The organism is Frigoribacterium sp. Leaf415, from assembly GCF_001424645.1.
In the GTDB taxonomy this organism is placed as follows: Bacteria; Actinomycetota; Actinomycetes; order Actinomycetales; family Microbacteriaceae; genus Frigoribacterium.
Genome location: NZ_LMQR01000001.1, coordinates 2189458 through 2216398, shown reverse-complemented (window position 1 = coordinate 2216398; position 26941 = coordinate 2189458). Strand labels below are relative to the sequence as shown.

The 26941-nt window shown below is 70.7% G+C and carries 27 protein-coding genes; 12 read left to right on the top strand and 15 right to left on the bottom strand.

The window, feature by feature from the left end; translation table 11 throughout:
• The first annotated feature begins 68 nt into the window (after window positions 1–68).
• From ASG28_RS10225 to ASG28_RS10215, 3 genes are all read left to right on the top strand, one after another.
• A complete protein-coding gene (locus tag ASG28_RS10225) occupies window positions 69–698 on the top strand; it encodes a hypothetical protein (protein ID WP_055977451.1) in 630 nt (209 codons plus the stop codon).
• A gap of 780 nt (window positions 699–1478) precedes the next feature.
• Window positions 1479–2075, top strand: a complete 597-nt coding sequence (locus tag ASG28_RS10220) for a sigma-70 family RNA polymerase sigma factor (protein WP_055974731.1) — start codon at window positions 1479–1481, stop codon at window positions 2073–2075.
• Window positions 2072–3004 (top strand): anti-sigma factor, encoded by a 933-nt coding sequence (locus ASG28_RS10215; protein WP_055974726.1) that lies wholly within the window; start codon window positions 2072–2074, stop codon window positions 3002–3004. Before ASG28_RS10220 ends, ASG28_RS10215 begins: the two co-directional genes overlap by 4 nt.
• Before the next feature lie 143 nt (window positions 3005–3147).
• Here the strand turns inward: ASG28_RS10215 and pstB are convergent, their stop codons facing one another.
• From pstB to ASG28_RS10180, 7 genes are all read right to left on the bottom strand, one after another.
• Window positions 3148–3927 (bottom strand): phosphate ABC transporter ATP-binding protein PstB, encoded by a 780-nt coding sequence (gene pstB, locus ASG28_RS10210; protein ID WP_043597259.1) that lies wholly within the window; start codon window positions 3925–3927, stop codon window positions 3148–3150.
• A 64-nt stretch (window positions 3928–3991) separates the two neighbouring features.
• Window positions 3992–5086: a phosphate ABC transporter permease PstA gene (gene pstA, locus ASG28_RS10205; RefSeq protein ID WP_054146879.1), complete on the bottom strand. Its 1095-nt coding sequence runs from the start codon at window positions 5084–5086 to the stop codon at window positions 3992–3994.
• Window positions 5086–6048 carry a phosphate ABC transporter permease subunit PstC gene (gene pstC / locus ASG28_RS10200; RefSeq protein WP_055974722.1) on the bottom strand — a complete coding sequence of 321 codons (963 nt, stop codon included), beginning with the start codon at window positions 6046–6048 and terminating at the stop codon, window positions 5086–5088. The genes pstA and pstC overlap by 1 nt, the downstream gene beginning before the upstream one ends.
• A gap of 131 nt (window positions 6049–6179) precedes the next feature.
• Window positions 6180–7280 (bottom strand): phosphate ABC transporter substrate-binding protein PstS, encoded by a 1101-nt coding sequence (locus ASG28_RS10195; protein WP_369814160.1) that lies wholly within the window; start codon window positions 7278–7280, stop codon window positions 6180–6182.
• Between the two features lie 226 nt (window positions 7281–7506).
• Complete coding sequence (locus tag ASG28_RS10190; protein ID WP_055974720.1) at window positions 7507–8448, bottom strand: NUDIX hydrolase; 942 nt, start codon at window positions 8446–8448, stop codon at window positions 7507–7509.
• Entirely contained in the window at window positions 8445–10616 is a 2172-nt protein-coding gene (locus ASG28_RS10185) for an RNA degradosome polyphosphate kinase (RefSeq protein ID WP_055974717.1), read from the bottom strand. The genes ASG28_RS10190 and ASG28_RS10185 overlap by 4 nt, the downstream gene beginning before the upstream one ends.
• A 115-nt stretch (window positions 10617–10731) precedes the next feature.
• Window positions 10732–11367, bottom strand: coding sequence for a helix-turn-helix domain-containing protein (locus ASG28_RS10180; protein ID WP_055974714.1), 636 nt, complete (start codon window positions 11365–11367; stop codon window positions 10732–10734).
• A gap of 167 nt (window positions 11368–11534) precedes the next feature.
• On the opposite strand from ASG28_RS10180, the gene ASG28_RS10175 reads away from it, so the two are divergent.
• On the top strand, window positions 11535–13145 hold the full coding sequence (locus ASG28_RS10175) for an NCS1 family nucleobase:cation symporter-1 (protein WP_055974713.1): 1611 nt from the start codon (window positions 11535–11537) through the stop codon (window positions 13143–13145).
• Window positions 13142–13891 (top strand): aspartate/glutamate racemase family protein, encoded by a 750-nt coding sequence (locus tag ASG28_RS10170; protein WP_055974710.1) that lies wholly within the window; start codon window positions 13142–13144, stop codon window positions 13889–13891. The genes ASG28_RS10175 and ASG28_RS10170 overlap by 4 nt, the downstream gene beginning before the upstream one ends.
• A 90-nt stretch (window positions 13892–13981) precedes the next feature.
• Here ASG28_RS10170 and ASG28_RS10165 read toward each other — a convergent pair whose 3' ends face one another.
• The 4 genes from ASG28_RS10165 to ASG28_RS10150 form a co-directional block, all read right to left on the bottom strand.
• A complete protein-coding gene (locus ASG28_RS10165) occupies window positions 13982–14200 on the bottom strand; it encodes a hypothetical protein (RefSeq protein WP_054146872.1) in 219 nt (72 codons plus the stop codon).
• Between the two features lie 142 nt (window positions 14201–14342).
• Window positions 14343–15830: a proline-rich domain-containing protein gene (locus ASG28_RS10160; RefSeq protein WP_055974707.1), complete on the bottom strand. Its 1488-nt coding sequence runs from the start codon at window positions 15828–15830 to the stop codon at window positions 14343–14345.
• Window positions 15831–15927: 97 nt separating this feature from the next.
• Window positions 15928–16758 (bottom strand): mycothiol synthase, encoded by an 831-nt coding sequence (mshD, locus tag ASG28_RS10155; protein ID WP_200925280.1) that lies wholly within the window; start codon window positions 16756–16758, stop codon window positions 15928–15930.
• A 13-nt stretch (window positions 16759–16771) separates the two neighbouring features.
• Window positions 16772–17452 carry a winged helix-turn-helix domain-containing protein gene (locus tag ASG28_RS10150; protein ID WP_043597237.1) on the bottom strand — a complete coding sequence of 227 codons (681 nt, stop codon included), beginning with the start codon at window positions 17450–17452 and terminating at the stop codon, window positions 16772–16774.
• Between the two features lie 113 nt (window positions 17453–17565).
• On the opposite strand from ASG28_RS10150, the gene ASG28_RS10145 reads away from it, so the two are divergent.
• The 4 genes from ASG28_RS10145 (at window position 17566) to ASG28_RS10130 (ending at window position 21059) form a co-directional block, all read left to right on the top strand.
• Window positions 17566–17856: a hypothetical protein gene (locus ASG28_RS10145; protein WP_055974701.1), complete on the top strand. Its 291-nt coding sequence runs from the start codon at window positions 17566–17568 to the stop codon at window positions 17854–17856.
• A 202-nt stretch (window positions 17857–18058) separates the two neighbouring features.
• Window positions 18059–18682: an FABP family protein gene (locus tag ASG28_RS10140; protein WP_055974697.1), complete on the top strand. Its 624-nt coding sequence runs from the start codon at window positions 18059–18061 to the stop codon at window positions 18680–18682.
• On the top strand, window positions 18675–19910 hold the full coding sequence (gene ygfZ, locus ASG28_RS10135; RefSeq protein ID WP_082454560.1) for a CAF17-like 4Fe-4S cluster assembly/insertion protein YgfZ: 1236 nt from the start codon (window positions 18675–18677) through the stop codon (window positions 19908–19910). Before ASG28_RS10140 ends, ygfZ begins: the two co-directional genes overlap by 8 nt.
• Window positions 19911–19943: 33 nt before the next feature.
• On the top strand, window positions 19944–21059 hold the full coding sequence (locus ASG28_RS10130) for an FUSC family protein (protein ID WP_055974691.1): 1116 nt from the start codon (window positions 19944–19946) through the stop codon (window positions 21057–21059).
• A gap of 16 nt (window positions 21060–21075) precedes the next feature.
• Here ASG28_RS10130 and ASG28_RS10125 read toward each other — a convergent pair whose 3' ends face one another.
• Window positions 21076–21852 (bottom strand): hypothetical protein, encoded by a 777-nt coding sequence (locus ASG28_RS10125; RefSeq protein ID WP_055974688.1) that lies wholly within the window; start codon window positions 21850–21852, stop codon window positions 21076–21078.
• Window positions 21853–21893: 41 nt separating this feature from the next.
• On the opposite strand from ASG28_RS10125, the gene ASG28_RS10120 reads away from it, so the two are divergent.
• The gene (locus ASG28_RS10120) at window positions 21894–22637 is read left to right on the top strand and encodes a phosphoglyceromutase (RefSeq protein WP_055974686.1); all 744 of its coding nucleotides are present in this window, start codon (window positions 21894–21896) and stop codon (window positions 22635–22637) included.
• A gap of 95 nt (window positions 22638–22732) precedes the next feature.
• Here ASG28_RS10120 and ASG28_RS10115 read toward each other — a convergent pair whose 3' ends face one another.
• Together ASG28_RS10115 and phoU are read right to left on the bottom strand one after the other, a co-directional pair.
• Window positions 22733–23266, bottom strand: coding sequence for an AAA family ATPase (locus ASG28_RS10115; RefSeq protein ID WP_056051169.1), 534 nt, complete (start codon window positions 23264–23266; stop codon window positions 22733–22735).
• Window positions 23267–23361: 95 nt separating this feature from the next.
• A complete protein-coding gene (gene phoU / locus ASG28_RS10110) occupies window positions 23362–24015 on the bottom strand; it encodes a phosphate signaling complex protein PhoU (RefSeq protein WP_055974680.1) in 654 nt (217 codons plus the stop codon).
• 238 nt (window positions 24016–24253) lie between these two features.
• On the opposite strand from phoU, the gene ASG28_RS10105 reads away from it, so the two are divergent.
• The gene (locus ASG28_RS10105; RefSeq protein WP_055974677.1) at window positions 24254–25447 is read left to right on the top strand and encodes a sensor histidine kinase; all 1194 of its coding nucleotides are present in this window, start codon (window positions 24254–24256) and stop codon (window positions 25445–25447) included.
• Between the two features lie 13 nt (window positions 25448–25460).
• Window positions 25461–26141 carry a response regulator transcription factor gene (locus ASG28_RS10100; protein WP_055974674.1) on the top strand — a complete coding sequence of 227 codons (681 nt, stop codon included), beginning with the start codon at window positions 25461–25463 and terminating at the stop codon, window positions 26139–26141.
• A gap of 127 nt (window positions 26142–26268) precedes the next feature.
• On the opposite strand, the gene ASG28_RS10095 is transcribed toward ASG28_RS10100, so the two are convergent.
• Window positions 26269–26835, bottom strand: coding sequence for a hypothetical protein (locus tag ASG28_RS10095; protein WP_055974673.1), 567 nt, complete (start codon window positions 26833–26835; stop codon window positions 26269–26271).
• Between the last annotated feature and the right edge of the window lie 106 nt (window positions 26836–26941).

The following is a 26941-nucleotide window of genomic DNA, read 5'->3' as shown; positions in this document are numbered from 1 at the left end:
GGTGCCGGCGGTGGTGCCGTGGGCGAACGTCCGGCTCGGTGTCGGTGGTCGCGCCTATCGTGGGTCCGGTGCCGAGACCTTTCCACCGCCCGACCCAGTTCTCGGGGTCCGAGTTCGAAGCCTTCCAGGGCGGAGACGACCCCGCGACGATGAACCGCGTCGCCCACGAGTCGGCCTCGGCCCTCGTCGCCCGCGTCAAGCACGACCCGAGCCCCGAGATCCTCGACCGGCTCGTCACGTTCACCGACCAACACGGCATCGACGCGGTCGCCGAGCTCTGGGCACGGGCCAGCCCGCACAGCCTGCCCGGTGCTCTCTGGCGCATCTACCTCGTGCGGGCCGTCATCCGGCAGAACCCGGTCGAGGTCACCCAGCTCTTCGAGCGCGGGGTCGAGGTCGCCACCACGATCGACCCGGTCGTCGCAGGGGCCCCCGCGCCGGCCAGCCCGGAAGAGATCCTCGAACTCGCCGACCTGATCCTCCGCGGCGTCTTCGTCGGCGACTTCGCCATCGCGCTCGAGCGGGGTGCCGCGTTCTGCCGCCTCGCCGCCGCCGGAGCCACCTCGGTCGCCGACGACCAGGACGCCGTCGGGTCCGACCGCGCCGGCGAACTCACGCGCCGCGCGCTGCGCTTCAGCGAACTCGGGGTCGACCTCGTCGCCTGCGCCCACCTGTGGCGCGACGACAGCCTCGACTGAGCGATGCCCCGCGTGCGGCCGAGTCCTGAGTCGAGCCGCACGTGCCCGGGCGGGCTCGACACGCGCGGACCCGCACGGCGTTCGCACGACGCGAACTCGTCGGACCGCCCGGCCCGAGGCGGGTAAAGTCTCTCTGGTCGGGCCGCAGTAACCCCGGGCTCCAAATTTAGCCGCTTCGAGCGGCCTCGCGCCGAGAGGCGTTTCTGCGGTCCGGCACCTCTTCCTCCCGAGACGAGTTCTCGGTCGAGAACCGGCGTGACGACCGACCGCCGCCCTCCTCGTTGCGCGACCCGCGCCTCCTCGTCCCGCCCGAGTCCCCGCACAGCGCCCTCGCCCACGTGTGCAAATCGCGACAACTCGGCAGCGTCCGACGACTGCAGCGGGAAAGTGAGCGGCGCGTCGGTGCCCGTCTGTCGGGTTCGGCACGCGTTCCGGCCCGCCCCCGGTCGGGTTCGGCCCAGAGCGCCGGCCGAGCAGGACGACCACACGCGAATGTTCGCCCAATCCGCCCGACCCCCGGTGCCGAACCATTCACGTGAGGGATCCACGATCCCCCGCCGACACCCGTCCTCCCTAAGCTTCGGGCGTCGGCGGGCTGGTCTCCCTGCGATGCACCGGGCCTGAACGCCATCCCAGACGGCCGCATCGCAGGGGGTCCCGCCCGCACCACGAACACGGCACCACGAAGCACCACCAGGCACCACGAAGCCCCACATCACGATCCGCCCCGGATCGCGAGCCACGAACCGACGAACAGTGCGACCGGAGGTGAACCCTGACATGCTCGAACTCGTGACCCGAGAGACAGAGACGCCCGACGCCGGGCACACCCCGTCGACTCCCGACGAACTGTTGCCGCGAGTCGCACAGGGCGACCAGGCCGCCTTCGCCGAGCTGTACGACCAGACCGCACCCCGCGTGCTCGGCCTGGTGAAGCGGCTCCTCAAAGACCATGCCCAGTCCGAAGAGGTGACCCAAGAGGTCTTCCTCGAGATCTGGCAGAACGCCACGCGCTTCGACTCCACCCGGGGCAGCGCCGCCAGCTGGATGCTCACGATGGCGCACCGCCGGGCCGTCGACCGCATCCGCGCCTCCCAGGCCGGTCGTGACCGCGACCTGAAGATCGGCGTGCGCGACCTCGAGACCGACTACGACTCGGTCACCGAGTCCGTCGAGATCCGCATCGAGCACGAGCGGGTCGAACGGGCACTCGGACGCCTCACCGAACTGCAACGGCAGGCGGTGAAGCTCGCCTACTACGGCGGCCTCAGCCACAGCGAGGTCGCGAAACTGTTGGACGTGCCGATCGGCACGGTCAAGACCAGACTGCGCGACGGCATGATCCGTCTGCGCGACGAGATGGGGGTGGCCTCGTGACCGACCACGACGAGCCCACGCGAAACCGCCACGCGGACGACGCGGGCACCACGAACGTCGACACCGACAACCTGTCCGGTGCCTACGTGCTCAACGCATTGAGCGACGACGAACGACACGCGTTCGAGGTCCTCCTCGACGACACATCAGACCAGCACGACGACACCAGGACGGAGGTGGCCGAATTGAGAGAGACCGCATTGTTGCTCGCCCACGCGGCTCGGCCCGTCACCCCGTCGGCCGAGCTCCGCGCCAGCGTGCTCGACCTCATCGCGTCGACGCCGCAACGGGCGCCGCTCACGGCGACGGCCCCGACGACAGACCGCGACATCGCGACGACCGCAGGAGGCGCGGGTGACGACGACCACGAACGTCGCGTAGAGCGCACCCCCGCCCCCGAGATGGAGCCCAGCGAGTCCGAGGGTGCCCGCGTCCTCACGCCGACCGGGGCCGCGCACCGTCGCTGGTTCACGCGTCCCGTCGCCGTCCTCGGTGCGGCCGCCGCGGCCGCCGCGCTCTTCTTCGGCGGCGGAGCCCTCGTCGAGGGTCTCGGTCAGTCCGGTCAGCAGCAAGAGCAGCAGGCCTCCGGCATCGACGAGATCTACGCCGCGAGCGACTTCCAGCGCTCGGTGGCCGACGTCAGCACCGGTGGCAAGGCGACGCTCATCTGGTCGAACGAACTCGGTCGCTCGGCCGTCGTCGTCGACGGGATGACCTCGCTGCCCGGCGACCAGACCTACGAGCTCTGGTACATCAACGACGACGGCGCCGTGCCCGCGGGTACCTTCGACGCCTCGTCGAACGCCCCGGCCACGCACGTGCTCAAGGGCGAGATGAGTGCAGGCGACACGGTCGGCATCACGGTCGAGCCCGCGGGTGGATCGTCGTCGCCGACCAGCGACCCGGTCGTCGCGATCCCCAGCGCCTGACCCGGCACGCCTGACCCGGCACGCCTGATCCGCCACCACACGCAAGAGGCGGTCCACCACCCGGTGGACCGCCTCTTCTCGTGTGCACCTCGCGGACACGCGACGTGCGGATGCGCCTCACCCCGAGGAGGCGCGGTGCCGGATCAGCCGAAGCGACCCGACACGTAGTCTTCCGTGGCCTGCACGCTCGGGTTCGAGAACATCTTGGCGGTGTCGTCGTACTCGATCAGCTTGCCGGGCTTGCCGGTGCCGGCGATGTTGAAGAACGCCGTCTTGTCGCTGACGCGGCTGGCCTGCTGCATGTTGTGGGTCACGATGACGATCGTGTACTGCTGCTTGAGCTCCTCGATGAGGTCCTCGATGGCCAGTGTCGAGATCGGGTCGAGGGCCGAGCAGGGCTCGTCCATCAGCACGACGTCGGGGGAGACCGCGATGGCCCGTGCGATGCAGAGACGCTGCTGCTGACCGCCCGAGAGGCCCGAGCCGGGCTTGTCGAGGCGGTCCTTGACCTCGTTCCAGAGGTTCGCGCCCTGCAGCGACGACTCGACGAGGCCGTCCTGGTCGCTCTTCGACATGCGGCGGTTGTTGAGCTTGACGCCAGCGAGCACGTTGTCGCGGATGCTCATCGTCGGGAACGGGTTGGGGCGCTGGAACACCATGCCGACCTGACGGCGGACGAGCACGGGGTCGACGCCGGGGCTGTACAGGTCGTTGCCGTCGATCAGCACCTCGCCCTCGACGTAGGCGCCGGGGATGACCTCGTGCATGCGGTTCAGCGTGCGGAGGAAGGTCGACTTGCCACAACCGGACGGGCCGATGAACGCGGTGACCGTGCGGGGCTCGATGGTGATGTTGACGTCTTCGACAGCCTTGAACTTGCTGTAGTAGACGTTGAGGTCGTTGACCTCGATGCGCTTGGACACGGTGATTCCTTCGGGGTGGGAGCCGGGCGGGAGCCGGGACGGGGTGTGGGTCGGAGGTGCCGGGTCAGCGGCCGAGCTTGGGGGCGAAGACGCGGGCGATCAGGCGGGCCAGCAGGTTCAGCGCCATCACCATCAGGATCAGGGTGAGGGCGGAGGTCCAGGCCCGGTCGATGAAGGCCGCCGCGTCGGTGCCCTGGCTCACGTACGAGCTGTAGGCGAACACCGGCAGCGACTGCATGCGACCGTCGAAGAGGTTGTAGTTCATGCTGGCGGTGAAGCCGGCCGTGATCAGCAGCGGGGCGGTCTCACCGATGATGCGGGCGATGGCCAGCATGACGCCGGTCGTGATGCCCGCGACCGAGGTGGGGATGACCACCTTGACGATGGTCAGCCACTTCGGCACGCCGAGGGCGTAGGCGGCCTCGCGCAACTCGTTCGGCACGAGCTTCAGCATCTCCTCGGTGCTGCGCACGACGACCGGGATCATCAGGACCGCGAGTGCCACGGAGCCTGCGGCGCCCATGCGCACGCCTTCACCGAAGAAGATCACGAAGAGGGCGTAGGCGAAGAGGCCGGCGACGATCGACGGGATGCCCGTCATGACGTCGACGAAGAACGTGATCGCGCGGGCCAGACGGCCCTGGCCGTACTCGACGAGGTAGATGGCGGTCAGCAGGCCGATCGGGACCGAGATGACCGCGGCCAGGGCCGTGATCAGCAGGGTGCCGGTGATGGCGTGCAGGCCACCGCCGCCGGCTCCGACGACGTTGCGCATCGACATCGCGAAGAAGTCGGCATCGAACCGGTTGGAACCCGACGTCACGACCGTGAAGAGCAGGGAGACCAGCGGGACCAGCGCGATGATGAACGCGGCACTGACGGCGGTCGTGACGACGCGGTCCTTCGCGCGGCGGATGCCCTCGATCTGCATCGCGACGACGAAGACGAGCACGGCGTAGAGCACGGTGCCGAGGATGATCGCCCCGACCCAGTTGAAGGACTCGGTGACGCCGGCCGCGTTCAGCAGCGCGAAGACGACTCCCATGACGACCCAGCTGCCGAGCAGGATGACCAGCGGGGCGGCCTTGGGCAGGCGGCCCGTCGTGAGGGCGTTGACCGAGGGGCTGGACCGGCGCACGCCGGCGGTGGTGGTGGCCATCAGTTCGCTCCCGAGAAGGCCTTGCGGCGGTTGATGACGTAGCGGGCGATCGAGTTGACGATCAGGGTGATGACGAACAGCACGAGGCCGGTCGCGATCAGGGTGTTGATGCCGATGTCGTGGGCCTCGGGGAATCGCAGGGCGATGTTCGCCGCGATGGTCGAGGAGTTCGTCGAGGTCAGGATCGCGGGGTTGATGACGAGCGCCGGCGAGAGCACGAGGGCCACCGCCATGGTCTCGCCGAGAGCACGACCGAGGCCCAGCATCGCGGACGAGATGACGCCGGGGCGGCCGAACGGCAGCACGGCGATCTGGATCATCTCCCAGCGGGTGGCCCCGAGGGCCAGGGCGGCCTCTTCGTGCAGCACCGGCGTCTGGAGGAAGACCTCGCGGCTCAGGGCGGTGATGATCGGCAGGATCATCACGGCGAGCACGATGGAAGCGGTCAGGAGGGTGCGACCCGTGCCCGAGACGGGGCCGGCGAAGAGCGGGAACCAGCCGAACGTGCTGACCAGCCAGTCGTAGAAGGGCTGGATCGCGGGGGCGAGCACGATGCTGCCCCAGAGGCCGAAGACGACCGACGGCACGGCGGCCAGGAGGTCGATCACGTAGCCGAGTCCCTGGGCGAGCTTGCGGGGCGCGTAGTGCGAGATGAAGAGGGCGATGCCGATGGCGACGGGGAGCGCCATCAGGAGGGCGAGGGCGGCGGCGTAGACCGTGCCGAACGCCAGCGGTCCGACGTACTGCCAGAACGATCCGGGGTAACCCGAGAGCGAGACGTCCTCGGGAGCCGCGGTGAGGGCCGGGATGCTCTGCACGATGAGGAAGAGCGCGACGGCCGCGAGGATCGCGAGGATGAGGCCACCGGCGACGACCGTGCTGCCCGAGAAGATCCGGTCGGCTGGACGTCGCTTGGGCTTCGGGACGACGGTGGGGGCCGAGGTCGTGGCGGGGGCGGTCATCGGACGGGGTCCTCCGGAGGCTCGGGTGGGGTTCGGGGGTGGTGCGTGGTGCTGGTGGTGCGTGGTGCCTGTCAGGCCGATGGCCCGGGAACGCACGCGGTGCGTTCCCGGGCCCCCGGGGTGGTGCCGTCTTACTTGATCAGTGCGATGGCGTCGGCGACCTGACCCGAGAGCGTGCTCGAGATCGGGGCCGAGCCGGCGGCGTCGGCCGCGACCTTCTGGCCGTCTTCGCTGGTGACGTACGAGAGGTACGCCTTCACGAGCTCGCCCTTGGCGGCGTCCTCGTAGGACTCGCAGGCGATCAGGTAGCTGACCAGGACGATCGGGTACACGCCCGCGGCGCTCGAGGTGCGGTCGAGCTCGATGGCGATGTCGCCGTCGGTGCGTCCTTCTTCTTCGGGCGACTCGTCGACGATGGCGGCAGCGGCCTCGGCCGAGTAGCCGACGAAGTCGTCGCCGACCTTGACCTTGGCGACACCGAGGTCACCGGCGCGCGAGGCGTCGGCGTAGCCGATGGTGCCGGTGCCGTTGGTGACGGCGTCGATCACGCCGGTGGTGCCCGAGGCTCCCTCGCCGCCGAAGGCGGTCGGCCAGGTGCCGTCGGCCTCTTCGGTCCAGGTGTCGCCCGCCGTGGCGTGCAGGTAGTCGGTGAAGTTCTCGGTGGTGCCCGAGTCGTCCGAGCGGTGGACGGCGGTGATGCCCGTGCTGGGCAGCTCGGCGTCGGGGTTGTCGGCCTTGATCTCGGCGGCGTCCCAGGTGGTGATCTTGCCGCTGAAGATGCCGGCGAGGGTGGCGGGCGTGAGGTTGAGCTCTTTCACGCCGTCGAGGTTGAAGACGACCGCGATGGGCGAGACGTAGGCGGGCAGCTCGACGATGCCGGTGTCGGGCGTGCAGCCGGCGAAGGTGCTCGACGAGATCTCGTCGGTCTTGAACGCGCGGTCGGAACCGGCGAAGTCCGCGGCGCCCGAGATGAAGCTCTCACGGCCGCCACCCGAACCCTGCGGGTCGTAGTTGATGGTGACGTCGGGGTTGGCGGTCTGGAAGCCCGCGACCCAGGCTTCTTGCGCAGCCTGCTGCGACGAGGCGCCGATGCCCGAGATGGAGCCGGAGAGGTCGCTGGCCGATGCGTCGCCCGAGGGCGAGGCGCCGCCTTCGTTGCTGGCGCAGGACGCGAGGAGCATGGTTCCGACCGCGGCGATCGCGACGATGCTGCCGGTGCGCTTGAAGTTCACAGGGGGGTCCTTTTCGGGATGTGATGGCTGGGTGCTGTGGGCCAGGTGCCGACCCGTGCGAGACGCTACGGCGACGGGTTAACCACGGTCGCCTGCCCCGGTGAACGGAAGGTGAACGAGGGGGGAACATCGGCCGGGACAAGCGCGTCCCGACAGAGGTCGGCCCCCGCCCGTCGCAGGCGGGGGCCGACCGTCTCGATGACGTGGGGAGCCGAGGAGGCGCGGGTCAGACGGCCGGGCCGTGCGTCTCGATCGCGACGAGCGCCGTGTCGTCGACCGAGACGTGCAGCACCGTGAACTCGGCCGTGCCGAGCGACGAGGCACGGCGCAGGTCGATGCGGTCGCCCCCCTTGGTGCCCAGCGAGATCTGCCGGATGACCTCGGGCAGCACGGGGCCGTGGCTGCAGATGACGGCCGCGACCTTCTTCTTCAGTCGCTTCTTGACGACCCCGGCGACGTCGTCCGTGCCCTGTTCGAAGGCGTCTTGGCTGATCGCGTCGGTCTGTCGGACGCCCACCCGGGTCAGCTCGGACAAGGGCTCGAGCGTGGCCAGGCAGCGCGCCGCCGTGCTGCTGACGATGCGCGTCGGGGCCCAGGCCGCGATGACCGGTGCGATCGACTTCGCCTGACGGCGGCCCTGGGGCAGCAGAGGGCGCGTGGCGTCCGAGCCGTGCCAGTCGGACGGCGAGGTCGTCTTGGCGTGACGGAGGGCCACGATCGGGAACGTGCGAGCCCTGCCCGTCGTCACCCGGTCGGCGAAGCGCTGGAGCACGTCGGCGTCGCGGGCGTAGGTCAGCATCGCCTTCGCCTTGTCGATGCCGACCCACTCGATGGCGGCGACCTCGTGGTTCGGTGTGAACGCCCCGGCCTCGGCGACGGACTCGTCGGTCACCTCGGCGGACCAGTAGTGCACGACCTTGTCGCGACCGCCGGGCAGCAGGTACTCGGCCGTGCCGAGCGGGGCGCCCAGCGTGACGCGGTAACCGGTCTCTTCGCGGATCTCTCGAACGGCCGTCTGTGGCGTCGCCTCGCCCGGGTCGACCTTGCCCTTGGGCAGCGAGACGTCGCCGTGGTGGTCGCGGTGGATCAGCAGCACCCGGACCTTGCCCTCGACCAGCCGCCAGCAGACGGCGCCCGCGGCGACGACGGTCGTCGAGGTGATGGTCATCGCTTGGAGCGCTTCCGCTGCGTGATGGCCTTCATCTGGGCGTTCTGCAGATCGGTCAGCGACCGGCCCTCGGCGTCACGGGCGTGGCGGGTCCAGGTGCCGTCGGACTCGAGCCACCAGGAGGCGGTCTCGTCCGACATGGCCTGCTCGAACAGGTCGGCGACCTCGGTGAGGTGGTCGGCCTGCGTCAGGCGCACCAGGGCCTCGACGCGACGGTCGAGGTTGCGGTGCATCATGTCGGCGCTTCCGATGAAGACCTGCGGGTCGCCGTCGTTCGCGAACCAGAACAGGCGGCTGTGTTCGAGGTACCGCCCGAGGATCGACCGCACCCGGATGTTGTCGCTGAGCCCCGGCTCGCCCGGCTTGATCGTGCAGATGCCGCGCACCCAGACGTCGACGGGGACCCCGGCCTGGCTCGCCTTGTAGAGCGCGTCGATGATCTGCTCGTCGACGATCGAGTTGATCTTGATGCGGATGCCCGCGGGGCGTCCGGCCTGCGCGTTCTCGATCTCGTTCTGGATCTGCTTGAGCAGACCGCGACGGAGGTAGCGGGGAGCCACGAGCAGTCGCTTGAACTTCTTCTCGATCGCGTAGCCCGAGAGCTCGTTGAACAGGCGCGTCAGGTCTTTGCCGACCTGGTCGTCGGCGGTGAACAGACCCATGTCTTCGTAGATGCGGCTGGTCTTCGGGTTGTAGTTGCCCGTGCCGATGTGCGTGTAGTGCTTCAGCGTGCCCTTCTCCTGGCGGATGACCAGGGCGAGCTTGCAGTGGGTCTTGAGCCCGACGAGGCCGTAGACGACGTGCACGCCGGCCTTCTCGAGCTTGCGGGCCCAGGTGATGTTGTTCTGTTCGTCGAACCGCGCCTTGACCTCGACGAGCGCGAGCACCTGCTTGCCCGCCTCGGCGGCGTCGATGAGGGCCTCGATGATCGGGCTGTCACCGCTCGTGCGATACAGCGTCTGCTTGATGGCCAGCACGTTGGGGTCGGCCGCGGCCTGCTCGAGGAACGCCTGCACGCTGGTCGCGAACGACTCGTACGGGTGGTGCACGAGGATGTCCTGCCGCGCGATGCTGGCGAACATGTCGGGCTTCATGTTCGGCTCGGTCTGCTGCAGCTGGACGGCCGTGGTCGGCAGGTGCTTGGGGTACTTGAGGTCGGCCCGCGGCATCTTGGTGATCTCGAACAGGCCGGCCAGGTCGAGCGGGGCCGGCAGCTTGTAGACCTCTTGGTCGGTCACGTCGAGTTCGCGCACGAGCAGCTCGAGGGTGACCGGGTCCATGTCGTCGGTGATCTCGAGGCGGATCGGCGGGCCGAACCGACGGCGCAGCAGCTCGCGCTCCAGCGCCTGGATGAGGTTCTCGGACTCGTCCTCGTCGACCTCGACGTCCTCGTTGCGGGTCACGCGGAACACATGGTGCTCGACGACCTCCATGCCGGGGAAGAGGTCTTGCAGGTGGTTGGCGATGAGGTCCTCGAGGGGGATGAACCGCACGCGCCCGCTGTCGTTGTCGGGCAGCTGCACGAAGCGCGGCAGCATCTGCGGCACCTTGAGGCGCGCGAACTCCTGTCGCATCGTCTTGGGGTTGCGGACGCGGATGGACAGGTTCAGCGACAGCCCCGAGATGTAGGGGAAGGGGTGGGCCGGGTCGACCGCGAGCGGCATGAGCACCGGGAAGATCTGCTCGGCGAAGATCTCGCGCATGCGCACCCGGTCGGCCTCTTCGAGGTCGGACCAGTTCTCGATGTGGATGCCCGCGTCGTCGAGGTCGGGCTTGACCAGGTCGAGGAACGCCCTCGCGTGGCGCTCTTGCAGCTCGTGGGCCTTCCTGTTGATGTCGGCCAACACCTCGTTCGGCCCGCGCCCCACGTTGGTCGGCACGGCGAGGCCCGTCGCGATGCGGCGCTTCAGGCCGGCGACGCGCACCATGAAGAACTCGTCGAGGTTGCTCGCGAAGATCGCCAGGAAGTTGGCCCGTTCGAGCAGCGGCGTGGTCGGGTCCTCTGCGAGCTCGAGCACGCGCTGGTTGAACGCCAGCCAGCTCAGCTCGCGGTCGAGGTAGCGCTCGGCGGGCAGGGTGCCGTCCTCGAAGCTGACGATCTCGTCGAAGTCGTCGAGGAAGTCGGGGGTGACGCCGGCGCCGTCGACGCGGGGTTCGCTGCTGTCCATCGCACCATCGTGCCACCCCCGACCGCCTCTCAGCGTCGTCCCGGGTAAACGCGAGATGACGTGTGGACGCCCGACGGCCGGGGGAGGAGGCGCGGGCGGGCCCGGTCGCGCCGGTTCAGTGCACGATCAGCCACGTGGCGACCGCGTCGACCCCGCCCCCGTTGCTCAACCGGTGCGGCAGGTAGCACGGGAAGGTGATCGAGTCGCCGGCCCGCATCGTGACGGTCTCGTCGGGGAAGTCGATGGTCAGCTCTCCCGAGGTGACCGTGCCGACCTCGTAGCCCTCGTGGGTGATGAGGGCGGCGACCTCGGTGGCGAGGGCTCCCGGCGGGTAGGTCGACTCGAAGAAGTCGACGCCCGAGAGATGGGCGGGCGAGAGGCGGCGGAAGACCACTCCGCCGCCGAGCACGACCGGCTGCGCCGCGCCTCCTCGGGCCAGGACGTAGCCGCCCGTGGCGGCGTCCCCGCGGTCGGACGGGGCCGTGCGACGGGTGGCGGGTTCGGCGCGGTCGTCGAAGACGTCGGCGAGCGGCACCCCGAGCACCTGGACGATGGCGATCAGTCGGCTGACCGAGGGGCGCCGGACGCCGCGCTCGATCTGCGAGACGGCGCTGGGCGAGATGTCGAGCGCCCGGGCGAGGGCGCTGAGCGAGAGACCCGCCGCCGCGCGGAGGTGGCGCAGGCGGGCACCGAGGGCGGCGGCGTCGAGATCGCCGATCGCCGGCGTGGGCGCGGCGGGGTCGTCGGGCATGACCCTCCTGGTGCGGGGACGGGTGGTCGGGCAGGCGCGGTTCCGTGAAGCAACCGCTGTCACGAACACGTAACACGGCCGACATCCGGCCGAATCCGTGAAGCCATAGATTCACGATCGACCCGTCCCGCCGATCGTCAGACTACAACGCCGCCTGGAGGCACGCCGTGACCACAGACATCGCCCGACCCCCGGCCGACCCGGCCCCGCCCGCCGTCGGAGCCGCCGGCTCACCCGCCCCGCTGACGTCCGTCGCGGCCGCTCGGATCGAGGGCGCCCGGGACCCCCGGCTGACGAACGACGACCTCGCGCCGCTGAAGAGACAGACCTGGTCGAGCTACAACATCTTCGCCTTCTGGATGTCGGACGTGCACTCGGTCGGCGGCTACGTGACCGCCGGCAGCCTCTTCGCCCTCGGCATCGCGAGCTGGCAGGTGCTCGTGTCGCTCGTGGTCGGCATCGTGATCGTCAACGTCTTCGCGAACCTCGTCGCCAAGCCCAGCCAGCGCACGGGCGTTCCCTATCCGGTGATCAACCGCGCCGTCTTCGGCGTGCTGGGGGCGAACGTCCCGGCGATCATCCGAGGCCTGATCGCGACGGCCTGGTACGGCGTGCAGACCTACCTGGCCGCGGAGTCGCTCAACATCGTCTTCCTCAAGTTCGTCCCGTCGACGGCCGCGCTGCTCGAGCCGTCCTTCCTCGGCCTCAGCGCCCTGGGCTGGATCTCGTACGGCATCCTCTGGTTCGCCCAGGCCGCCCTGTTCTGGCGCGGCATGGAGACCATCCGCCGGTTCATCGACTTCGCCGGTCCCGCCGTCTACGTGCTGATGATCGCCCTCGCGGTCTACCTCGTCTCGCAGGCGGGCTGGAGCGCGATCGACCTCGACCTCTCGGTGGGCGAGCCCCTGTCGTTCGCCGCGTCGTTGCCGGTCATGGCGTCGGCCGTCGCCATCGTCGTCAGCTACTTCTCGGGGCCCGTCCTGAACTTCGGCGACTTCTCGCGGTACGGCAAGAGCTTCGCGGCGGTGAAGCGAGGCAACTTCCTCGGGCTGCCGGTGAACTTCCTCTTCTTCTCGATCCTCACCGTGCTGTGCGCCTCGGCGACGGTGCCGGTGTTCGGTCGACTCATCACCGACCCGATCGAGACCGTGGACGCCATCGGCACGCCCTTCGTGGTCCTGCTCGGCGGTCTCACCTTCGTCACCGCGACCGTCGGCATCAACATCGTCGCCAACTTCATCGCCCCGGCCTTCGACTTCTCGAACGTCGCGCCGCGGAAGATCAGCTGGCGGCTCGGCGGCATGATCGCCGCCGTCGGTTCCGTGCTGCTCACCCCGTGGAACTGGTACGGCAACGCCGAGGCGATCCAGTACACGCTCGGCGTGCTGGGGGCGCTGATCGGGCCGCTGTTCGGCATGCTGATCGCCGGCTACTACCTCGTCGCCCGTCAGCGCGTCGCCGTCGAGGACATGTTCACGATGTCGCCCTCGGGTCGCTACTGGTACCGCGGCGGGTTCAACCCCAACGCCGTCTGGACCCTCGTGATCGCGGGCGCCGTCTCGGTCGCGTCGGCACTCGTTCCCGGCTGGGTCGTGGACGCCGGCGGCCCCTCGTTCACCTGGATCGGCAACTACAGCTGGTTCATCGGCTGCGGCCTCGGTCTCGTGCTGTTCTGGGCCCTCGAGAAGCGTCGGCCCCGCATGCCCCGACTCGACGCCGACGACCCCACGGTCGACGACGGGACCGTCGCGCGACCGGCCGAGGGGCCGGCCGCATGAGGCTCCGCCTGATCAACCCCAACACCACACAGGCCATGACCGCCGCGATCGGCCGCACCGCGGCCGCCGTCGTCGGGCCGGGCACCCGCGTCGAGGCCCTCGGCCCGTCGATGGGTCCCGCGTCGATCGAGAGCCATTACGAGGAGGCGCTGGCGGTACCCGGTGTCCTCGAGCTGGTCCGCGACGGAGAACGCGACGGTGTCGACGCCACCGTGCTCGCCTGCTTCGGTGACCCGGGGTTGGACGCCGCTCGCGAGCTGGCGACCGGCCCGGTGCTGGGCATCGCCGAGGCCGGCATGCACGCGGCCTCGATGGTCGGACGCGGCTTCGGCATCGTGACCACGCTCGGGCGCACGGTCGGGCGGTCCCGCGAACTGGTGCAGCGGTACGGCTTCGCCGACCGGTGCGTCGACGTCCGGGCGTGCGAGGTGTCGGTGCTGGGACTCGACGACCCCTCGTCGGACGCGCGCGCCCTGATCGTCGACGAGTGCCACGAGGTCCTGGCGTCGGGGGCCGACGCGGTCCTGCTCGGCTGCGCCGGGATGACCGACCTCTGTCGGTCGATCTCGAACGAGATCGGCGCCCCCGTCGTCGACGGGGTCGCTGCCGCGACGGTGTTCGCCGAGTCGCTCGTGCGGCTGGGGCTCGTCACCGGCAAGCGCGGCGAGTACGCGCGGCCGCCGCTCAAGGAGATCACCGGCCTGCTGTCACCGTTCGCGCTGGGCGGTGCGCCGGCCCTGCTCTGAGGTGCGCTCGGCCGACCGACCGCCGCACCCCGCGCGCGACGACGCCCCCGCCGGTTCGGCGAGGGCGTCGTCGTGCTGGTGGGGTCGTGCCTACTTCTCTTCGTTCTTCAGGGCGAGGCCCAGGGCGAAGAAGGTCGGCGCCCAGTGGCCGATGAAGATGCCCCAGCGGTCGGACTGCGCCTTGTCGGACGAGTCCTTGCCCTGCGAGGCGATCCAGGCCACGAGGGCGATGACGATGGAGGCGAAGCCTCCCCAGTAGGCGTGCTTGCTCTGGAGGCCGAGATCGGAAAGGAACTTGACGGGGTTCATGGTGTTCTCCTGACGATGGGATGCGTGCCGTGCGCGGTGCCTCAATCCACTCCCCGGTGCTGTGAGCGCGATGGCAGGTCGGCTCGGCCCCCTGGAGTAAGGCCCACCGAGCCGATCGTGTACCCCGGTTGTACCCCTCGGATCAGGTGAGCGGCGTGGCGACGCTCGACGTGAACGTGGCACCCTCGGCGGTCACGTCGCTGATCAGGCCGCCCACCCGCACCGGCACCGGTGCGAGCGAGCCGTAGATGCCGCTGTTGCCCGCAGCGTCGACCCCTTGGGCGGTGAAGGAGGCCGAGCCCGGTGTCGTCGTGCTGACCGTCCAGCCGCCGTCCTGCCAGTCGCCGACGGTGAACTGCGGCGCGGACTCGAGGGTCCACTTCTGCCCGGACAACGTGTACCGGCCCGACTCCGTGTCGTACAGGCCGAAGCTGCAGCCCTCCGGACGCAGATCGGTCGAAGCGATGCAGCCCGCGACCCAGGCGTCGACGGCTGCGGTCGCCGTCGTCGTGCCCGCCGGCGTGAGGGTGGTGGTGAGCAGGGTCGGCTGGGCGGCGACGTCGGCACCCTCGACCACGGCCGTGGCGGCGGTGGCGGAGTACGACTCGTTCTCGGCGGCGAGGGCGACCTCGTAGCTGCCGGGGAAGGCCTTGAGGCTCACCGAGCCGTCGGACCCCCGTGTGACGGGCGTGCCGTCGACGGCGATCTCGGCCGACGCCGGGCCGGCGACCTGCACCGAGACCGTGCCGAGGTCGACCGGCTGGAGTGCCCAGCGGTCGAAGAACAGCAGATCGCGCCCGTCGCGCACGAGCGTGAAGTCCTGCGCGTGGGTCGACCCGTCGGCGCGGTGCACGACGGCCTCGACCTGCGCGTCGTCTCCGTCGGTCGAGACGGCGCCCAGCTGGAATCCGTCGACCTGGTCGTCGGCCGCGGCGTAGGCGTCGTCGGTCAGCAGGACGTCGCTGTCGGCGACCTCGGTGCCGTCGAGGGCCAGGGCACGTTCGACCTCTCCGGCCTGGACCGCGCCGAGGTAGTCGCGGACGGTCGCCTCGGGCCGGTGGGAGGCGCTCATCGTGGCGAACGTCACGGCACCCGCCACGACCAGCACGAGCAGCAGGGCTGCTCCACCGATGAGGCCGATCAGCAGTCGCCGACGTCGCGCGGCCTGCTCGGGCGTCCTCGGTGCCGGGGGAGTCGGAGCCTGCGCGTACGCGAACTGCTGGGTCGGTCGGCCGTAGGCATCCTGCCCGGGCGCCTCCTGCGGGTGCCCGGAGGCGCCGTGCGGTTGCTCGTATGCCGCCTGCGGCTGTCCGTACGCGCCGGGCGATTGCTCGTACGCACCCTGCGGCTGTCCGTGGTCGCCCGGTTGCGGCGCCGAACCGTAGAGCTGGTGCCCGTAGCCGGACGGCTGCTGCGCCTGCCCCTCGGGCTGCTGCCCGTACGGCAGGCCCTGGTACGGGAACGCGGCAGGCGCTGCCGGCGGCTCGTGCCCCTGCTCGGGCCCCTGTCCCTGAGGGTGCTGCCCCTGAGGCTGCTGCCCCTCGTGCTGCTGCCCTTCGTGCTGCTGCCCCTCGGTCGGCGGCCCGTCGTGCCCCTGGTCGTCGCCGCTCGGTCTGGTCTGATCGGTCATGATGCCCCCTCGATCGCTGTCATCCGACCCGCAGCATATCGGTGGACCGGATCGGCGCGCACCCCCCGATCGAGAACGGGGCGTCAGAGGGCGGCGCTCAGCGCGTGAGCGTGTACTGCACGTCGACCGCGTGGTCCGTGAACCCGCGAGCCGCGTAGAGCCGGAGGGCGGCGGTGTTGTCACCTTCGACGTACAGCGCCGCGGTGCCGGCCCCGCGCTCGGTGAGGCGGGCGAACCCGGCGTCGACCACCGCGCCTCCGAGCCCTTCGCCCTGGTGGTCGGGCGAGACGCCGACCGCGTAGAACTCTCCGGGCTGACCCTCGTCGAGCTTCAGCCAGCAGAAGGCGAGCAGTTCGTCATTGCGCCAGAGCAGGACGAAGTCGCCGGCGTCGAACCACGGCTCGGCCTGCCGGGCGTCGAGGTCGGACTGGACGAGCGAGCCCTGCTCGGGGTGGTCGGCGAACGCCCGGGCGTTGAGGTCGAGCCAGGCCCGATCGTCGACGCCCGGTCGGAACGAGGCGACCCGGTCGCCGTCACGCAGGCGGGGTGTGCGGGGCTCGGTGGGGACGTCGGCACGCTGTTGCAACAGGCGCCGCGTCTCGGCGAGGCCGAAGCGCGCGGCGAGCACGCGCGAGCCCGGGTGGTCGCCGTGGGCCCAGAGCAGCAGCGGACCCTCGGTCTCGTCGACGAGTCGCTGCAGCAGCTCGGCGCCGCGACCCTGTCGGCGGTCGTCGGGGTGCACGACCAGTTCGGCCTCGCCGTCGCGCAGCACCGCCGCGGCATGCGGATCGCCGACCACGGTCGCCGCGCCCGACCGGACGTCGACCAGCGTCTGGTCGGAGAACGGCGGGCTGCCGTCGGCCTCGGTGGCCGCGCGGGCGAGCGTGGGCACGAAGGAGGCGCGGGTCGCGTCGAGAGCGCCCGTCACCACGACACCGTGCTCACGAGACGACCGCCTGGGCGTCGTCGTCGTAGACGTTGAACCGGTAGCCCACGTTGCGCACGGTGCCGATCAGCGACTCGAGGTCGCCGAGCTTGGCCCGGAGGCGCCGGACGTGCACGTCGACCGTGCGCGTGCCGCCGAAGTAGTCGTAGCCCCAGACCTCGCTGAGCAGTTGCTCGCGGGTGAAGACGCGGGACGGATGCGTGGCGAAGAAGCGCAGCAGCTCGAACTCCTTGAAGGTGAGGTCGAGGGGTCGGCCGTGCACCTTGGCCGAGTAGCTGGCCTCGTCGATGACGACACCCGAGGCGTGGATCTTCGAGCCGTTCTGCGACTGCGCGAGACGACCCGTGACCAGGCGGATGCGGGCGTCGATCTCGGCGGGACCGGCGGTCTCGAGGATGACGTCGTCGACGCCCCACTCGCTGTTGACGGCGGTCAGCCCGCCCTCGGTGAGCACCAGGACGAGCGGCACCGTGACGCCGGTGGTGCGCAGGATCTTGCACAGCGACTTGGCGCTGGCGAGGTCGGCGCGCGCGTCGACGAAGATCAGGTCGCTCGAGGGCGCGTTCACCAGTTGCGCGGGTTCGGCCGGGATCTGCCGGGTACGGTGGCTGAGCAGAGCGAGCGACGGCAGGACGTCGGGGCCGCCCGCAGACGTCAGTACCAAGAGCTGCGCCACACGACCTCCAGTGAATGTACTGTCGAGCAGTCTAAAACATGAGACTCCGCCACTCCGACCATCCGATGCTAGGGCAGGTCGGCAGAACGGCGGACACGAACGAGGGACGAACGGTGCAGGCAGGCGAACGAGACGTCGACGCGACGACGGCACGGCTCAAGCCGATCACGGTCGTCCCGGTCTGGGCCGCCACCCTCGTCGTGGCCGTGCTGATCGGCCTGCGGTCGCCCGCCTCCGAATACTGGGACCACGTCGTCCTCGCCCTCGGCGGGGCCATCGTGCTCACCTTCGTGCTGCAGCTCGCCACGAGCCAGAAGGACGGCCTGGTCTCGCGCACGATGCTCAGCACCTGTGGCAGCCTGGTGATCCTGGCCGTCGTGACGGGCGTCTTCGCGCTCGCCTGACCGCCCGCCGCTCGGCTCGTCTGAACGGTCGCCCCGAAGGACTGGGCACGTCGGTGGTCGCCGGGTAGGCTCGACGACATGGATTCCCTGCTCGCACTCGAGGTGTTCTACATCGGGCTCCTCGGCCTCGCCACCCTCGCCATCGGCTTCGTCTCGGTCGTCGTCCTGCTCAAGTTGTTCAAGGGTCAGCGCTGACCGCTCCATGATCGACATCCCCACCGACCTGCCGTCCGAGCTCGTCCCCCTCTCGTGGCTGATCGGCGTCTGGCAGGGCACCGGCGTCGTCGACTACAAGATCGGCGAGGGCGACCCCGACTCCGAACCGGGCACCGAACGTCGCACCCACGAGTTCGGTCAGCGCATCAGCTTCAGCCATGACGGCCTGCCCTTCCTCAACTACAGCTCGTTCACCTGGCTGCTCGACGACGAGCACACGCCTCTGACGAGCGAGACCGGCTACTGGCGGCTCGAACGTCCGGCCGAGCCGGGTGACCGCGGCCCGGGCATGTTGCCCGGCGTCGGCGTCCAGCCCTTCAGCTCGGCCCGCGCGGTCGAGATCCTGCGCACGCCCGACGACGGCTTCGGCCTCGAGGTGCAGATCGCCCACCCGACCGGCGTCAACGAGCTCTACCTCGGTCGGGTCAAGGGCCCGCGCATCGACCTCGCCACCGACGCGGTCGTCCGGTCGAGCAACGCGAAAGAGTACTCGGCCGCCACCCGCATGTACGGCCTCGTCGAGGGCAAGCTCTTCTGGGCGTGGGACATCGCGGCCCTCGGCCAAGAGCTGCGTTCGCACGCATCCGGGCAGCTGGCGCGCGTTGACTGACGCCGGCGACCCGAGCCTCGAGACCACGGGCCCCGTGGTCTCGCCCTTCTCGTCGCGTGACGGCTTCGTCGACGACGGTTCGGGCGTGGCGGCGCACTACGGCAACCCGCTCGGCGAACAGCGCCTGCTCGCCCGGGGCGCGGCGGTCGTCGACCTGTCCGACCGCGGCGTGCTGACCGTGACGGGGCCCGACCGGCTCAGCTGGCTCAACTCGCTGACGAGCCAGGCCCTCGTCGGTCTCGCGCCGGGAGTCTCGACCGAGACCCTGTTGCTCGACGCCAACGGTCGCCTCGAGCACGCCGCCCGCGTCCTCGACGACGGTGAGACCACCTGGTTGCTCGTCGACCGCTCCGAGGTCGACCCCCTCGGCACCTGGCTCGACCGGATGCGCTTCATGCTGCGCGTCGAGGTCGCCGACCGCACGGGCGACGTCGCGACGATCGGCTCGATGCACGACCTGCGCGGCGGTGGCGACGGCGCCGATCCGCTCGTCCCGGTCCTGACGTCGCACGACACGGCGCTCGTCTGGGTCGACCCCTGGCACGAGGTGACCGCCGGCGGCCACAGCTACGCCGACTCCGACCGTCACCCGGGGCACGACTGGACCTACCGCGAGAGTCTCGTCCGACGCTCCGACCTCGACGCGCTCGCGGCCTTCCCGGCCGAGCGGCTCGCCGTGGCGGGCACCCTCGCCCTCGAGGCCCTGCGCATCGAGGCGTGGCGTCCTCGCCTCTCGACCGAGGTCGACGAGCGCACCATCCCGCACGAGCTCGACTGGATGCGCAGCGCGGTGCACCTCACCAAGGGGTGCTATCGCGGCCAAGAGACCGTCGCCAAGGTGCACAACATCGGCCACCCGCCGCGGCGGCTCGTCATGCTCCACCTGGACGGCAGCGACGGCGTGCTGCCCCAGCGAGGTGCCGAGGTCGTGCTGGCCCCGGTCGCGGGCAGCGCCCCCGACGAGGCCGACGCCGCAGGAGGCGCGGTGCCCGTCCCCGAGGCGACCGCACCCAGGTCGGTCGGTCACGTCACGAGCGTCGCCTTGCACCACGAGCTCGGTCCGGTCGCCCTCGCGCTCGTCAAGCGCGGCATCGACGAGTCCGCCCCGCTGGCCGTCGTCGTCGACGGCCTGGTGATCGCGGCCGCACAAGAGATCGTCGTGCCCGCTTCGGCCGGTGCCGCCGCGGGTGTTCCCCGGCTGCCGCGCCTCGGCGCCGTCCGCCGCTGACGGCCCGGTGAGGCAGTTCACCCGGGCCCGGTCGTGACCGGGCCGACGCGCGGCGGCGGGCTGCGACGCGGCTGGCACCGCGCCTCCTCGTCCTTCGACGTGCGCGACGCGACGGCGCGCACGATCGCGTCCGGCCCGGCGATCGTCCAGATCGTGCTCGCCGTGGCCGGGGCCTACGCCATCACGCACTACGGACTCGGGCACGCGATCCCCCTGCTGGCCGTGACCATCACGATCTCGTCCCTCGGCCTGGCCCGCGACGCCCGCCCGCGACGGGTGCTCGAGAACGCCGTCGGCGTGCTGATCGGCATCGCGCTCAGCGAGGTGCTGCTGATGGTGGTGGGCAAGGGGCTGTGGCAGATCGCCCTCGTGCTGTTCGTGACGCTGCTGGTCGCCCGGTTCTTCTCGTCGAGCAGCGCCTTCGCCGCGGCTGCCGCGACCCAGTCGATGCTCGTCATGCTGCTGCCCGACCCCGACGGCGGGGCGTTCGTCCGCAGCATCGACGGCGCCGTCGGGGGAGCGGTGGCGTTGCTCGTCACGGCCATCGTGCCCCGTGACCCGGTCGGCCTGGCCCGCCACGACGCCCGGCACCTGTTCGACGAGGTCGACCGGGCCTTCGCGGCGCTCGTCGGTGCCCTCCGCACCGACGACGCCCCACGGGCCGACGACGCCCTCGAGCGGCTGCGGTCGACGCAGCCGGTGCTCGACGACTGGTCGTCCACCCTCGAGTCGGCCGAGTCCATCGCCCGGCTGTCGCCGTTCCTGCGGTCGAGGCTGCCCGACCTGCGGCAGCAGGCGACCGTGCGGCGCTACGTCGACCTCGCCGTGCGCAACCTGCGGGTGGTCGCCCGGCGGCTCGACACGCAGCTCGGCGACGGCGTCGACCGGTCGGCTCTGGCCGACCTGCTCGAGTCGACCTCGCGTGCGGTCGCCGTGCTCGGCCGGTCGGTGCACGATGTCGAGCAGCGGCCCGTCGCCCGCGAGGCCCTGTCGGCCGTCGCCCGTCGACTCGACCCGGCCGTCGTGCTGCCCGGCGCGCCCGTGACCGAGGCGATGGTCGTGCTCATGTTGCGCCCGCTGCTCGTCGACCTCCTGATGGCCACCGGACTGGACCACGACGAGGCCCGCGCCCGACTCGCCCGCGTCTGAGAAGACCCGGCCCGGGTCAGTCCCGTGGGGCGACCGCGGCCCAGGGCAGCGACAGCTCGCCGAGCCGCCACCGTGACCGCCCGCCCTGCACCGGCCAGCCCGCGTCGCGCAGCCCCTGCACCGTCGCGAGCCACCGCTGGACCGGTCCGTAGACCGAGAGCGGGGCCGCCACCGCCCACTGCCGGTCGAGGTCGACGAGCAGGTCGTGCACCCGCTCGCCCGGGACGTTGCGGTGGATCAACGCCTTGGGCAGCCGTTCGGCCACGATCGAGGGCAACTCGAGCCCGGCGAGCCGCAGCGAGATCGTGAAGGTCGTGGGCCCCGCGGGCGTCACGTCGATCCAGCTCGCGACGCGCCCCACCTCGTTGCAGGTGCCCTCGACGAGGACGCCACCGGGCTGCAGCCGTGCCGTCATGAGCGCCCAGGCGTCCGCGACCTGCGACTCGTCGTACTGGCGCAGCACGTTGAACGCGCGGATGACCGCCGGTCGCCGGTCGCCGTCGAGCGGCACCTCGAAGCCGCCCCGCCGGAAGCTCACACCGGGCCGCGCCGACAGGCTCGCCAGTCGGACGCGCTCGGGCTCGATCTCGATGCCCACGACCTCGACGTCGTCGCGCACCTTCAGGAGGCGCTGGTGCAGTTCGAGGGGAGTCGTCGCGCTCGCCCCGTACCCCAGGTCGACGACGAGCGGGTCGTCCGCCCGCCGGAACGACGGGTGCGCGGCGATCCAGCGATCGACGCGCCGCAGGCGGTTGGTGCCGGTCGTGCCGCGCGTGACGGAACCGATGGGCATGCGCCAAGTCTGCCATCGGCCCCTCGCGATACGCTGGCGGCATGACTTCGACCCTCATCCTCCTGCGTCACGGCAACAGCGAATGGAACGCGAAGAACCTCTTCACCGGATGGGTCGACGTGCGGCTCACCGAGCAGGGCCGCCGAGAGGCCAAGCGTGCCGGCGAGCTGCTGCGCGAGGCCGACCTGCTGCCCGACATCCTCTACACGTCGCGCCTGACCCGGGCGATCCAGACCGCCGACATCGCCCTCGAAGAGGCCGACCGCCTCTGGATCGACGTCAAGCGCTCGTGGCGTCTCAACGAGCGCCACTACGGCGCGCTCCAGGGCAAGGACAAGGCGCAGACGCTCGAGCAGTACGGCCCCGAGCAGTTCCAGACCTGGCGTCGCTCGTTCGACGTGCCGCCGCCCCCGCTCGACGACGACAGCGAGTTCTCGCAGGCGCACGACAAGCGTTACGCCGAACTCGGCATCGACGCCCCGCGCACCGAGTCGCTCGCCCTCGTCATCGAGCGCATGCTGCCCTACTGGCACAGCGACATCACCGAGAGCCTGGCCGCCGGTGACGTCACCCTCGTCGTCGCCCACGGCAACTCGCTGCGTGCGCTGGTCAAGCACCTCGACGGCATCGGCGACGACGAGATCGCCGAGCTGAACATCCCCACGGGCATCCCGCTCGTCTACGAGCTCGACGACGATTTCGTGCCGACCGGCCCGGCCCGCTACCTCGACCCCGAGGCCGCCGCCGCCGGTGCCGCAGCGGTCGCGAACCAGGGCAAGAAATAGCGCCTCCTGAAGTCCCCGCGCCCCGCGCCCCGTTCTCGGGGCGTGGGGCGCTTCGGCGTCCGGCACCCCCGGCACGACAGGGTTCGGGGCGGCGGTCAGACGAACCGGGAGCTGATCTGCACGACCAGGTCGTCCATGTCGACGGGCGCGCTCGTGTCGACGCGGATGACCGGCCACAGCCCGAGGGGCTCGGCACCGGTCACCCGGGTCGGCCAGGCGGCCCGGGCCGACTCGACCGTGCCATGCGCCGGGTGCCGGCCGCCGGCCGCGAGCCGGTCGACCACGCGCTGCAGGGCCACGTCGGGGTCGACGTCGCACCATACCTCGACGGTGCGCGGCGACCCGGCGCGCTCGACGCCGGCCCGGGCGGACTCGAGGTCGCGCTCCCGGTGCCACGACGCGTCGACCACCACGCCCGCCTCGACCTCGCCCGCCATCGCCCAGACGGTGTCCATCGCGATGCCGCCGAGGGCCTCGGGGGCGATCATCGGCCCGGCCAGGTCGACCAGCGCCTCCGTGATCGGGTCCTTCGCGAGCAGCGGGCACCCGAGCACGCCGGCCAGCGTGGCCGAGAGGGTGGTCTTGCCCGATCCGGGCAGACCGTTGACGAGGATCGCGACTGAAGCCATGCCCCCATCCTCGCGGACGGCGACGGCCCCGACCGAACGCAGGAGGCGCGGTGCCCGTCGAACGGACACCGCGCCTCCTGCAGGTCGGCAGTCGATCAGACCTCGGGTGCGACCCAGTCGCCGGTGGCGAGGTACTGGACCTTCTTGGCGATCGACACCGCGTGGTCGGCGAAGCGCTCGTGGTAGCGCGACGCGAGGGTGGAGTCGACCGTGTCGACGGCCGCGCCCTTCCAGGTCTCGCCGAGCACCTTGTCGAAGACGCTGAGGTGCAGCTCATCGATGCGGTCGTCGTCCTTGCGGATCTCTTCGGCCAGGCGGACGTCCTCGGTCGTGAGCAGCTCGGTGAGCTTGTTCGCGATGGCGACGTCGAGCTCGCCCAGCTCTTTGAAGGTCGGGCGCAGCGACTTCGGCACGACCTTCTCGGGGAACCGGTAGCGGGCGAGCTGGGCGATGTGCTCGGCCATGTCGCCCATGCGCTCGAGCGAGGCGCTGATGCGCAGCGCGCTGACCACGATGCGCAGGTCGCGGGCGACCGGGTTCTGGCGGGCCAGGATGTCGATGGCCAGCTCGTCGAGGGCGATGGCGCGCTCGTCGATCTTGTCGTCGTCGGCGATGACCTGCTCGGCCAACGAGACGTTCGACTCGTTGAAGGCCGTGGTCGCGTTCGCGATCGAGACGGCGACGAGGCCGGCGATCTCGACGAGACGCTCCTGCACCTCCAGGAGTTCCTGCTGGAATACCTCGCGCATGTCGTGTTCGACCCTCTCGTCGTGGGGGCTCGGTGGCCCTGGGAGCACGGTGGCTGTGAGCGACGTGCAGGACGCACGCTCGGCTCGTGACGTGGGGGCAGAGTCGCCCGCACAGTCCCGACGATGCTCTCCGGTGAAGGTTAACGACCGGTGATCACCGCCTGAACTCTGACCAAAGTACAGCGGATGGGGCGACCCCCGTTCGTCCACCCGTCGGGGGGTCACTACTGTGAACGACATGGAATCCGCCTGGCTGGTGCCGTTGTCGCTGGCCTTCGGGGTCGTCGTCGGCGCCGCGATCGTGGTGGTCGTCGTCTCGGCCCACCGACGAGCCGTGCGTGCCGCGGCCCTCGTCGACGTCGCCCTGCCCGACGGCATCGACGCCGTGCTCGACGCGCTCGAGTCGGCCGGCCTCGTGGTCGACCCGTCGGGGAACGTGCTCAAGGCCTCGGCCGCGGCACGCCAGCTCGGCCTGGTCTCGGCCCAGCAGCACCTCGTGCACCCCGAGCTCGAGACGATCGTCGACGCGGTGCGTCGGCACGGCGACCCCGTGGTCGAAGAACTCACCCTGCCGCGCCTGCCCGGCAGCGAGGCGACCATCGCCGTGCACGTGCGGGCCGCGGCACTCGGCGGGCGATTCGTGCTGGTGCTCGCCGAGGACCGCACCGAGGGTCGCCGTCTCGACGACATGCGCCGTGACTTCGTCGCCAACATCAGTCACGAACTCAAGACGCCGATCGGCGCCGTCGGCCTGCTCGCCGAGGCGCTCGAGTCCGCGTCCGCCGATCCCGAGCAGGTGCGTCACTTCGCCGCCCGCCTCACCCGTGAGGCCGGCCGGCTCGGTCGCCTCACCCAGGACATCATCGAGTTGTCGCGTCTGCAGGCGACCGACGCGCTCGAGACCAGCGACTCGGTCGACGTCCGCACGGTGGTCGACACCGCCGTCGACCGCAACCGCGTGGGTGCCGAGGCGCGGGGCATCGACCTCGTCGTCCGAGGCGGCAAGCACGCGCAGGTGATCGGCGACCAGGCGATGCTCGTCACGGCCGTCGACAACCTCGTCGCGAACGCCATCAACTACTCGCCCGACGGGTCGCGGGTCGGCATCGGAGCCACCGTCGACACGGGCGGGGTGGTCGAGATCTCCGTGACCGACCAGGGCTACGGCATCCCCGACGACGAGCTCGACCGGGTCTTCGAGCGGTTCTACCGGGTCGACCCGGCCCGGTCCCGACGGACCGGTGGCACGGGCCTCGGGCTCGCGATCGTCAAGCACGTGGTGCAGAACCACGGCGGTGACGTGCGCGTCTGGTCGCAGGTCGGCAAGGGCTCGACCTTCACCCTGCGCCTGCCGGCCGCGGACGTCGACCCCGACACCCGATCGATCCCGACCACGGCCGCCTCGGCACCAGAGCACCAGGAGACACGATGACCATGGAGACCCGATGACCCACATCTTGATCGTCGAGGACGAAGAGTCCCTCAGCGAGCCGCTCGCCTACATCCTGCAGCGCGAGGGCTACCAGGTGAGCGTGGCCGAGGACGGCCCGGCCGCCGTCGCCGCGTTCGACAAGACCGGTGCCGACCTCGTGCTGCTCGACCTCATGCTCCCGGGGATCCCGGGCACCGAGGTCTGCCGCGTGATCCGCACCAAGTCCCAGGTGCCGATCGTCATGCTCACCGCGAAGGACAGCGAGGTCGACATCGTGGTCGGCCTCGAGCTCGGCGCCGACGACTACGTCACGAAGCCGTACTCGACCCGCGAGCTGCTCGCGCGCATCCGGGCCGTGCTGCGCCGCCGCGTCGACCCCGACGACCTGTCCGACTCGATGCTCGAGGCAGGCGACATCCGCATGGACGTCGAGCGTCACGTGGTGACGGTCCGCGGTGACGACGTCGCCATGCCCCTCAAGGAGTTCGAGCTGCTCGAGCTGCTCATGCGGAACGCCGGCCGGGTGCTCACGCGCGGTCAGCTGATCGACCGGGTCTGGGGGTCGGACTACTTCGGCGACACCAAGACCCTCGACGTGCACATCAAGCGCATCCGCTCGAAGATCGAGGCCGTGCCGTCCGAGCCGAAGGCGCTCGTCACCGTTCGCGGCCTCGGCTACCGCATCGAGGCCTGACCGGGGGCACGGGCCGACGGCCCACTCCGACCGCGTCGACAGCCCAGGAGGCGCGGCGCGCGTCAGACGCGAGAGGCCCGGCACCGCACACGGCGGGCCGGGCCTCTCGGCTGACGGGGGAGGGACGCTACGGCGTCGGCGACGAGGACGGTGCCTGCTCGGTCGCCTCGGGCAGCGGCGTCGACGAGGGCGTGGCCTCGGCGGACGGCGTGGGCGAGGGCAGCAGGGTGGCGTACTCGCCCAGCGCGCCGGTGAGCACGGGCACGACGAACGACTTGCCGGTCTCGGTGCCGTACTGGACGAAGATCGTCACGAGGGCACCCGGGTCGGAGTCGAGGGACTCCATGAGGAACTGGTCCTGACCGGGCTCGGTGCCCAGCGAGACCTGCGACGAGCCGTCGACCTCGACGGTCTGGGTCTTCTTGCCCGAGGTGGTGGGGTACTCGAACGAGACCTCGGCGGCCTCGTCGCTCGTGTTGAGCACGACCATGCTGAGGCTGGCGGTGCCGCCGTCACCTTCGCTGGCGGTGAGGGCGATCGCGTTGCGCACCTGGATGTCGCCGACGTTCACGCTCGTGCCGTCGCTCGCGTCGTACTGCTTGGTGGTGGCCTGCGGACTGATGAAGTTGCACCCGGCGGCGGTCAGGACGACCACGGCACCGACGGCGGCGGCCGAGACGAGCCGCGTCGTCAAGCCGCGCGACTTCAGGGTTGGGGCTCGCACAGGTGTCCTCCAGGATCAGCGTCACGACAAACGTACGTCGTCCAGCTTATCCGCGCCCGCGGGGGTCGGTTCCTTA

Bases quoted from the DNA above. Each gene is read 5' to 3' on its own strand.
- ASG28_RS10220 (WP_055974731.1), top strand. From the start codon at position 1,479: ATGCTCGAACTCGTGACCCGAGAGACAGAGACGCCCGACGCCGGGCAC.
- pstA (WP_054146879.1), bottom strand. From the start codon at position 5,086: ATGGCCACCACCACCGCCGGCGTGCGCCGGTCCAGCCCCTCGGTCAAC.
- pstC (WP_055974722.1), bottom strand. From the start codon at position 6,048: ATGACCGCCCCCGCCACGACCTCGGCCCCCACCGTCGTCCCGAAGCCC.
- ASG28_RS10190 (WP_055974720.1), bottom strand. From the start codon at position 8,448: ATGACCATCACCTCGACGACCGTCGTCGCCGCGGGCGCCGTCTGCTGG.
- ASG28_RS10185 (WP_055974717.1), bottom strand. From the start codon at position 10,616: ATGGACAGCAGCGAACCCCGCGTCGACGGCGCCGGCGTCACCCCCGAC.
- ASG28_RS10180 (WP_055974714.1), bottom strand. From the start codon at position 11,367: ATGCCCGACGACCCCGCCGCGCCCACGCCGGCGATCGGCGATCTCGAC.
- ASG28_RS10170 (WP_055974710.1), top strand. From the start codon at position 13,142: ATGAGGCTCCGCCTGATCAACCCCAACACCACACAGGCCATGACCGCC.
- ASG28_RS10165 (WP_054146872.1), bottom strand. From the start codon at position 14,200: ATGAACCCCGTCAAGTTCCTTTCCGATCTCGGCCTCCAGAGCAAGCAC.
- ASG28_RS10160 (WP_055974707.1), bottom strand. From the start codon at position 15,830: ATGACCGATCAGACCAGACCGAGCGGCGACGACCAGGGGCACGACGGG.
- ASG28_RS10140 (WP_055974697.1), top strand. From the start codon at position 18,059: ATGATCGACATCCCCACCGACCTGCCGTCCGAGCTCGTCCCCCTCTCG.
- ASG28_RS10125 (WP_055974688.1), bottom strand. From the start codon at position 21,852: ATGCCCATCGGTTCCGTCACGCGCGGCACGACCGGCACCAACCGCCTG.
- ASG28_RS10120 (WP_055974686.1), top strand. From the start codon at position 21,894: ATGACTTCGACCCTCATCCTCCTGCGTCACGGCAACAGCGAATGGAAC.
- ASG28_RS10115 (WP_056051169.1), bottom strand. From the start codon at position 23,266: ATGGCTTCAGTCGCGATCCTCGTCAACGGTCTGCCCGGATCGGGCAAG.
- phoU (WP_055974680.1), bottom strand. From the start codon at position 24,015: ATGCGCGAGGTATTCCAGCAGGAACTCCTGGAGGTGCAGGAGCGTCTC.
- ASG28_RS10105 (WP_055974677.1), top strand. From the start codon at position 24,254: ATGGAATCCGCCTGGCTGGTGCCGTTGTCGCTGGCCTTCGGGGTCGTC.
- ASG28_RS10100 (WP_055974674.1), top strand. From the start codon at position 25,461: ATGACCCACATCTTGATCGTCGAGGACGAAGAGTCCCTCAGCGAGCCG.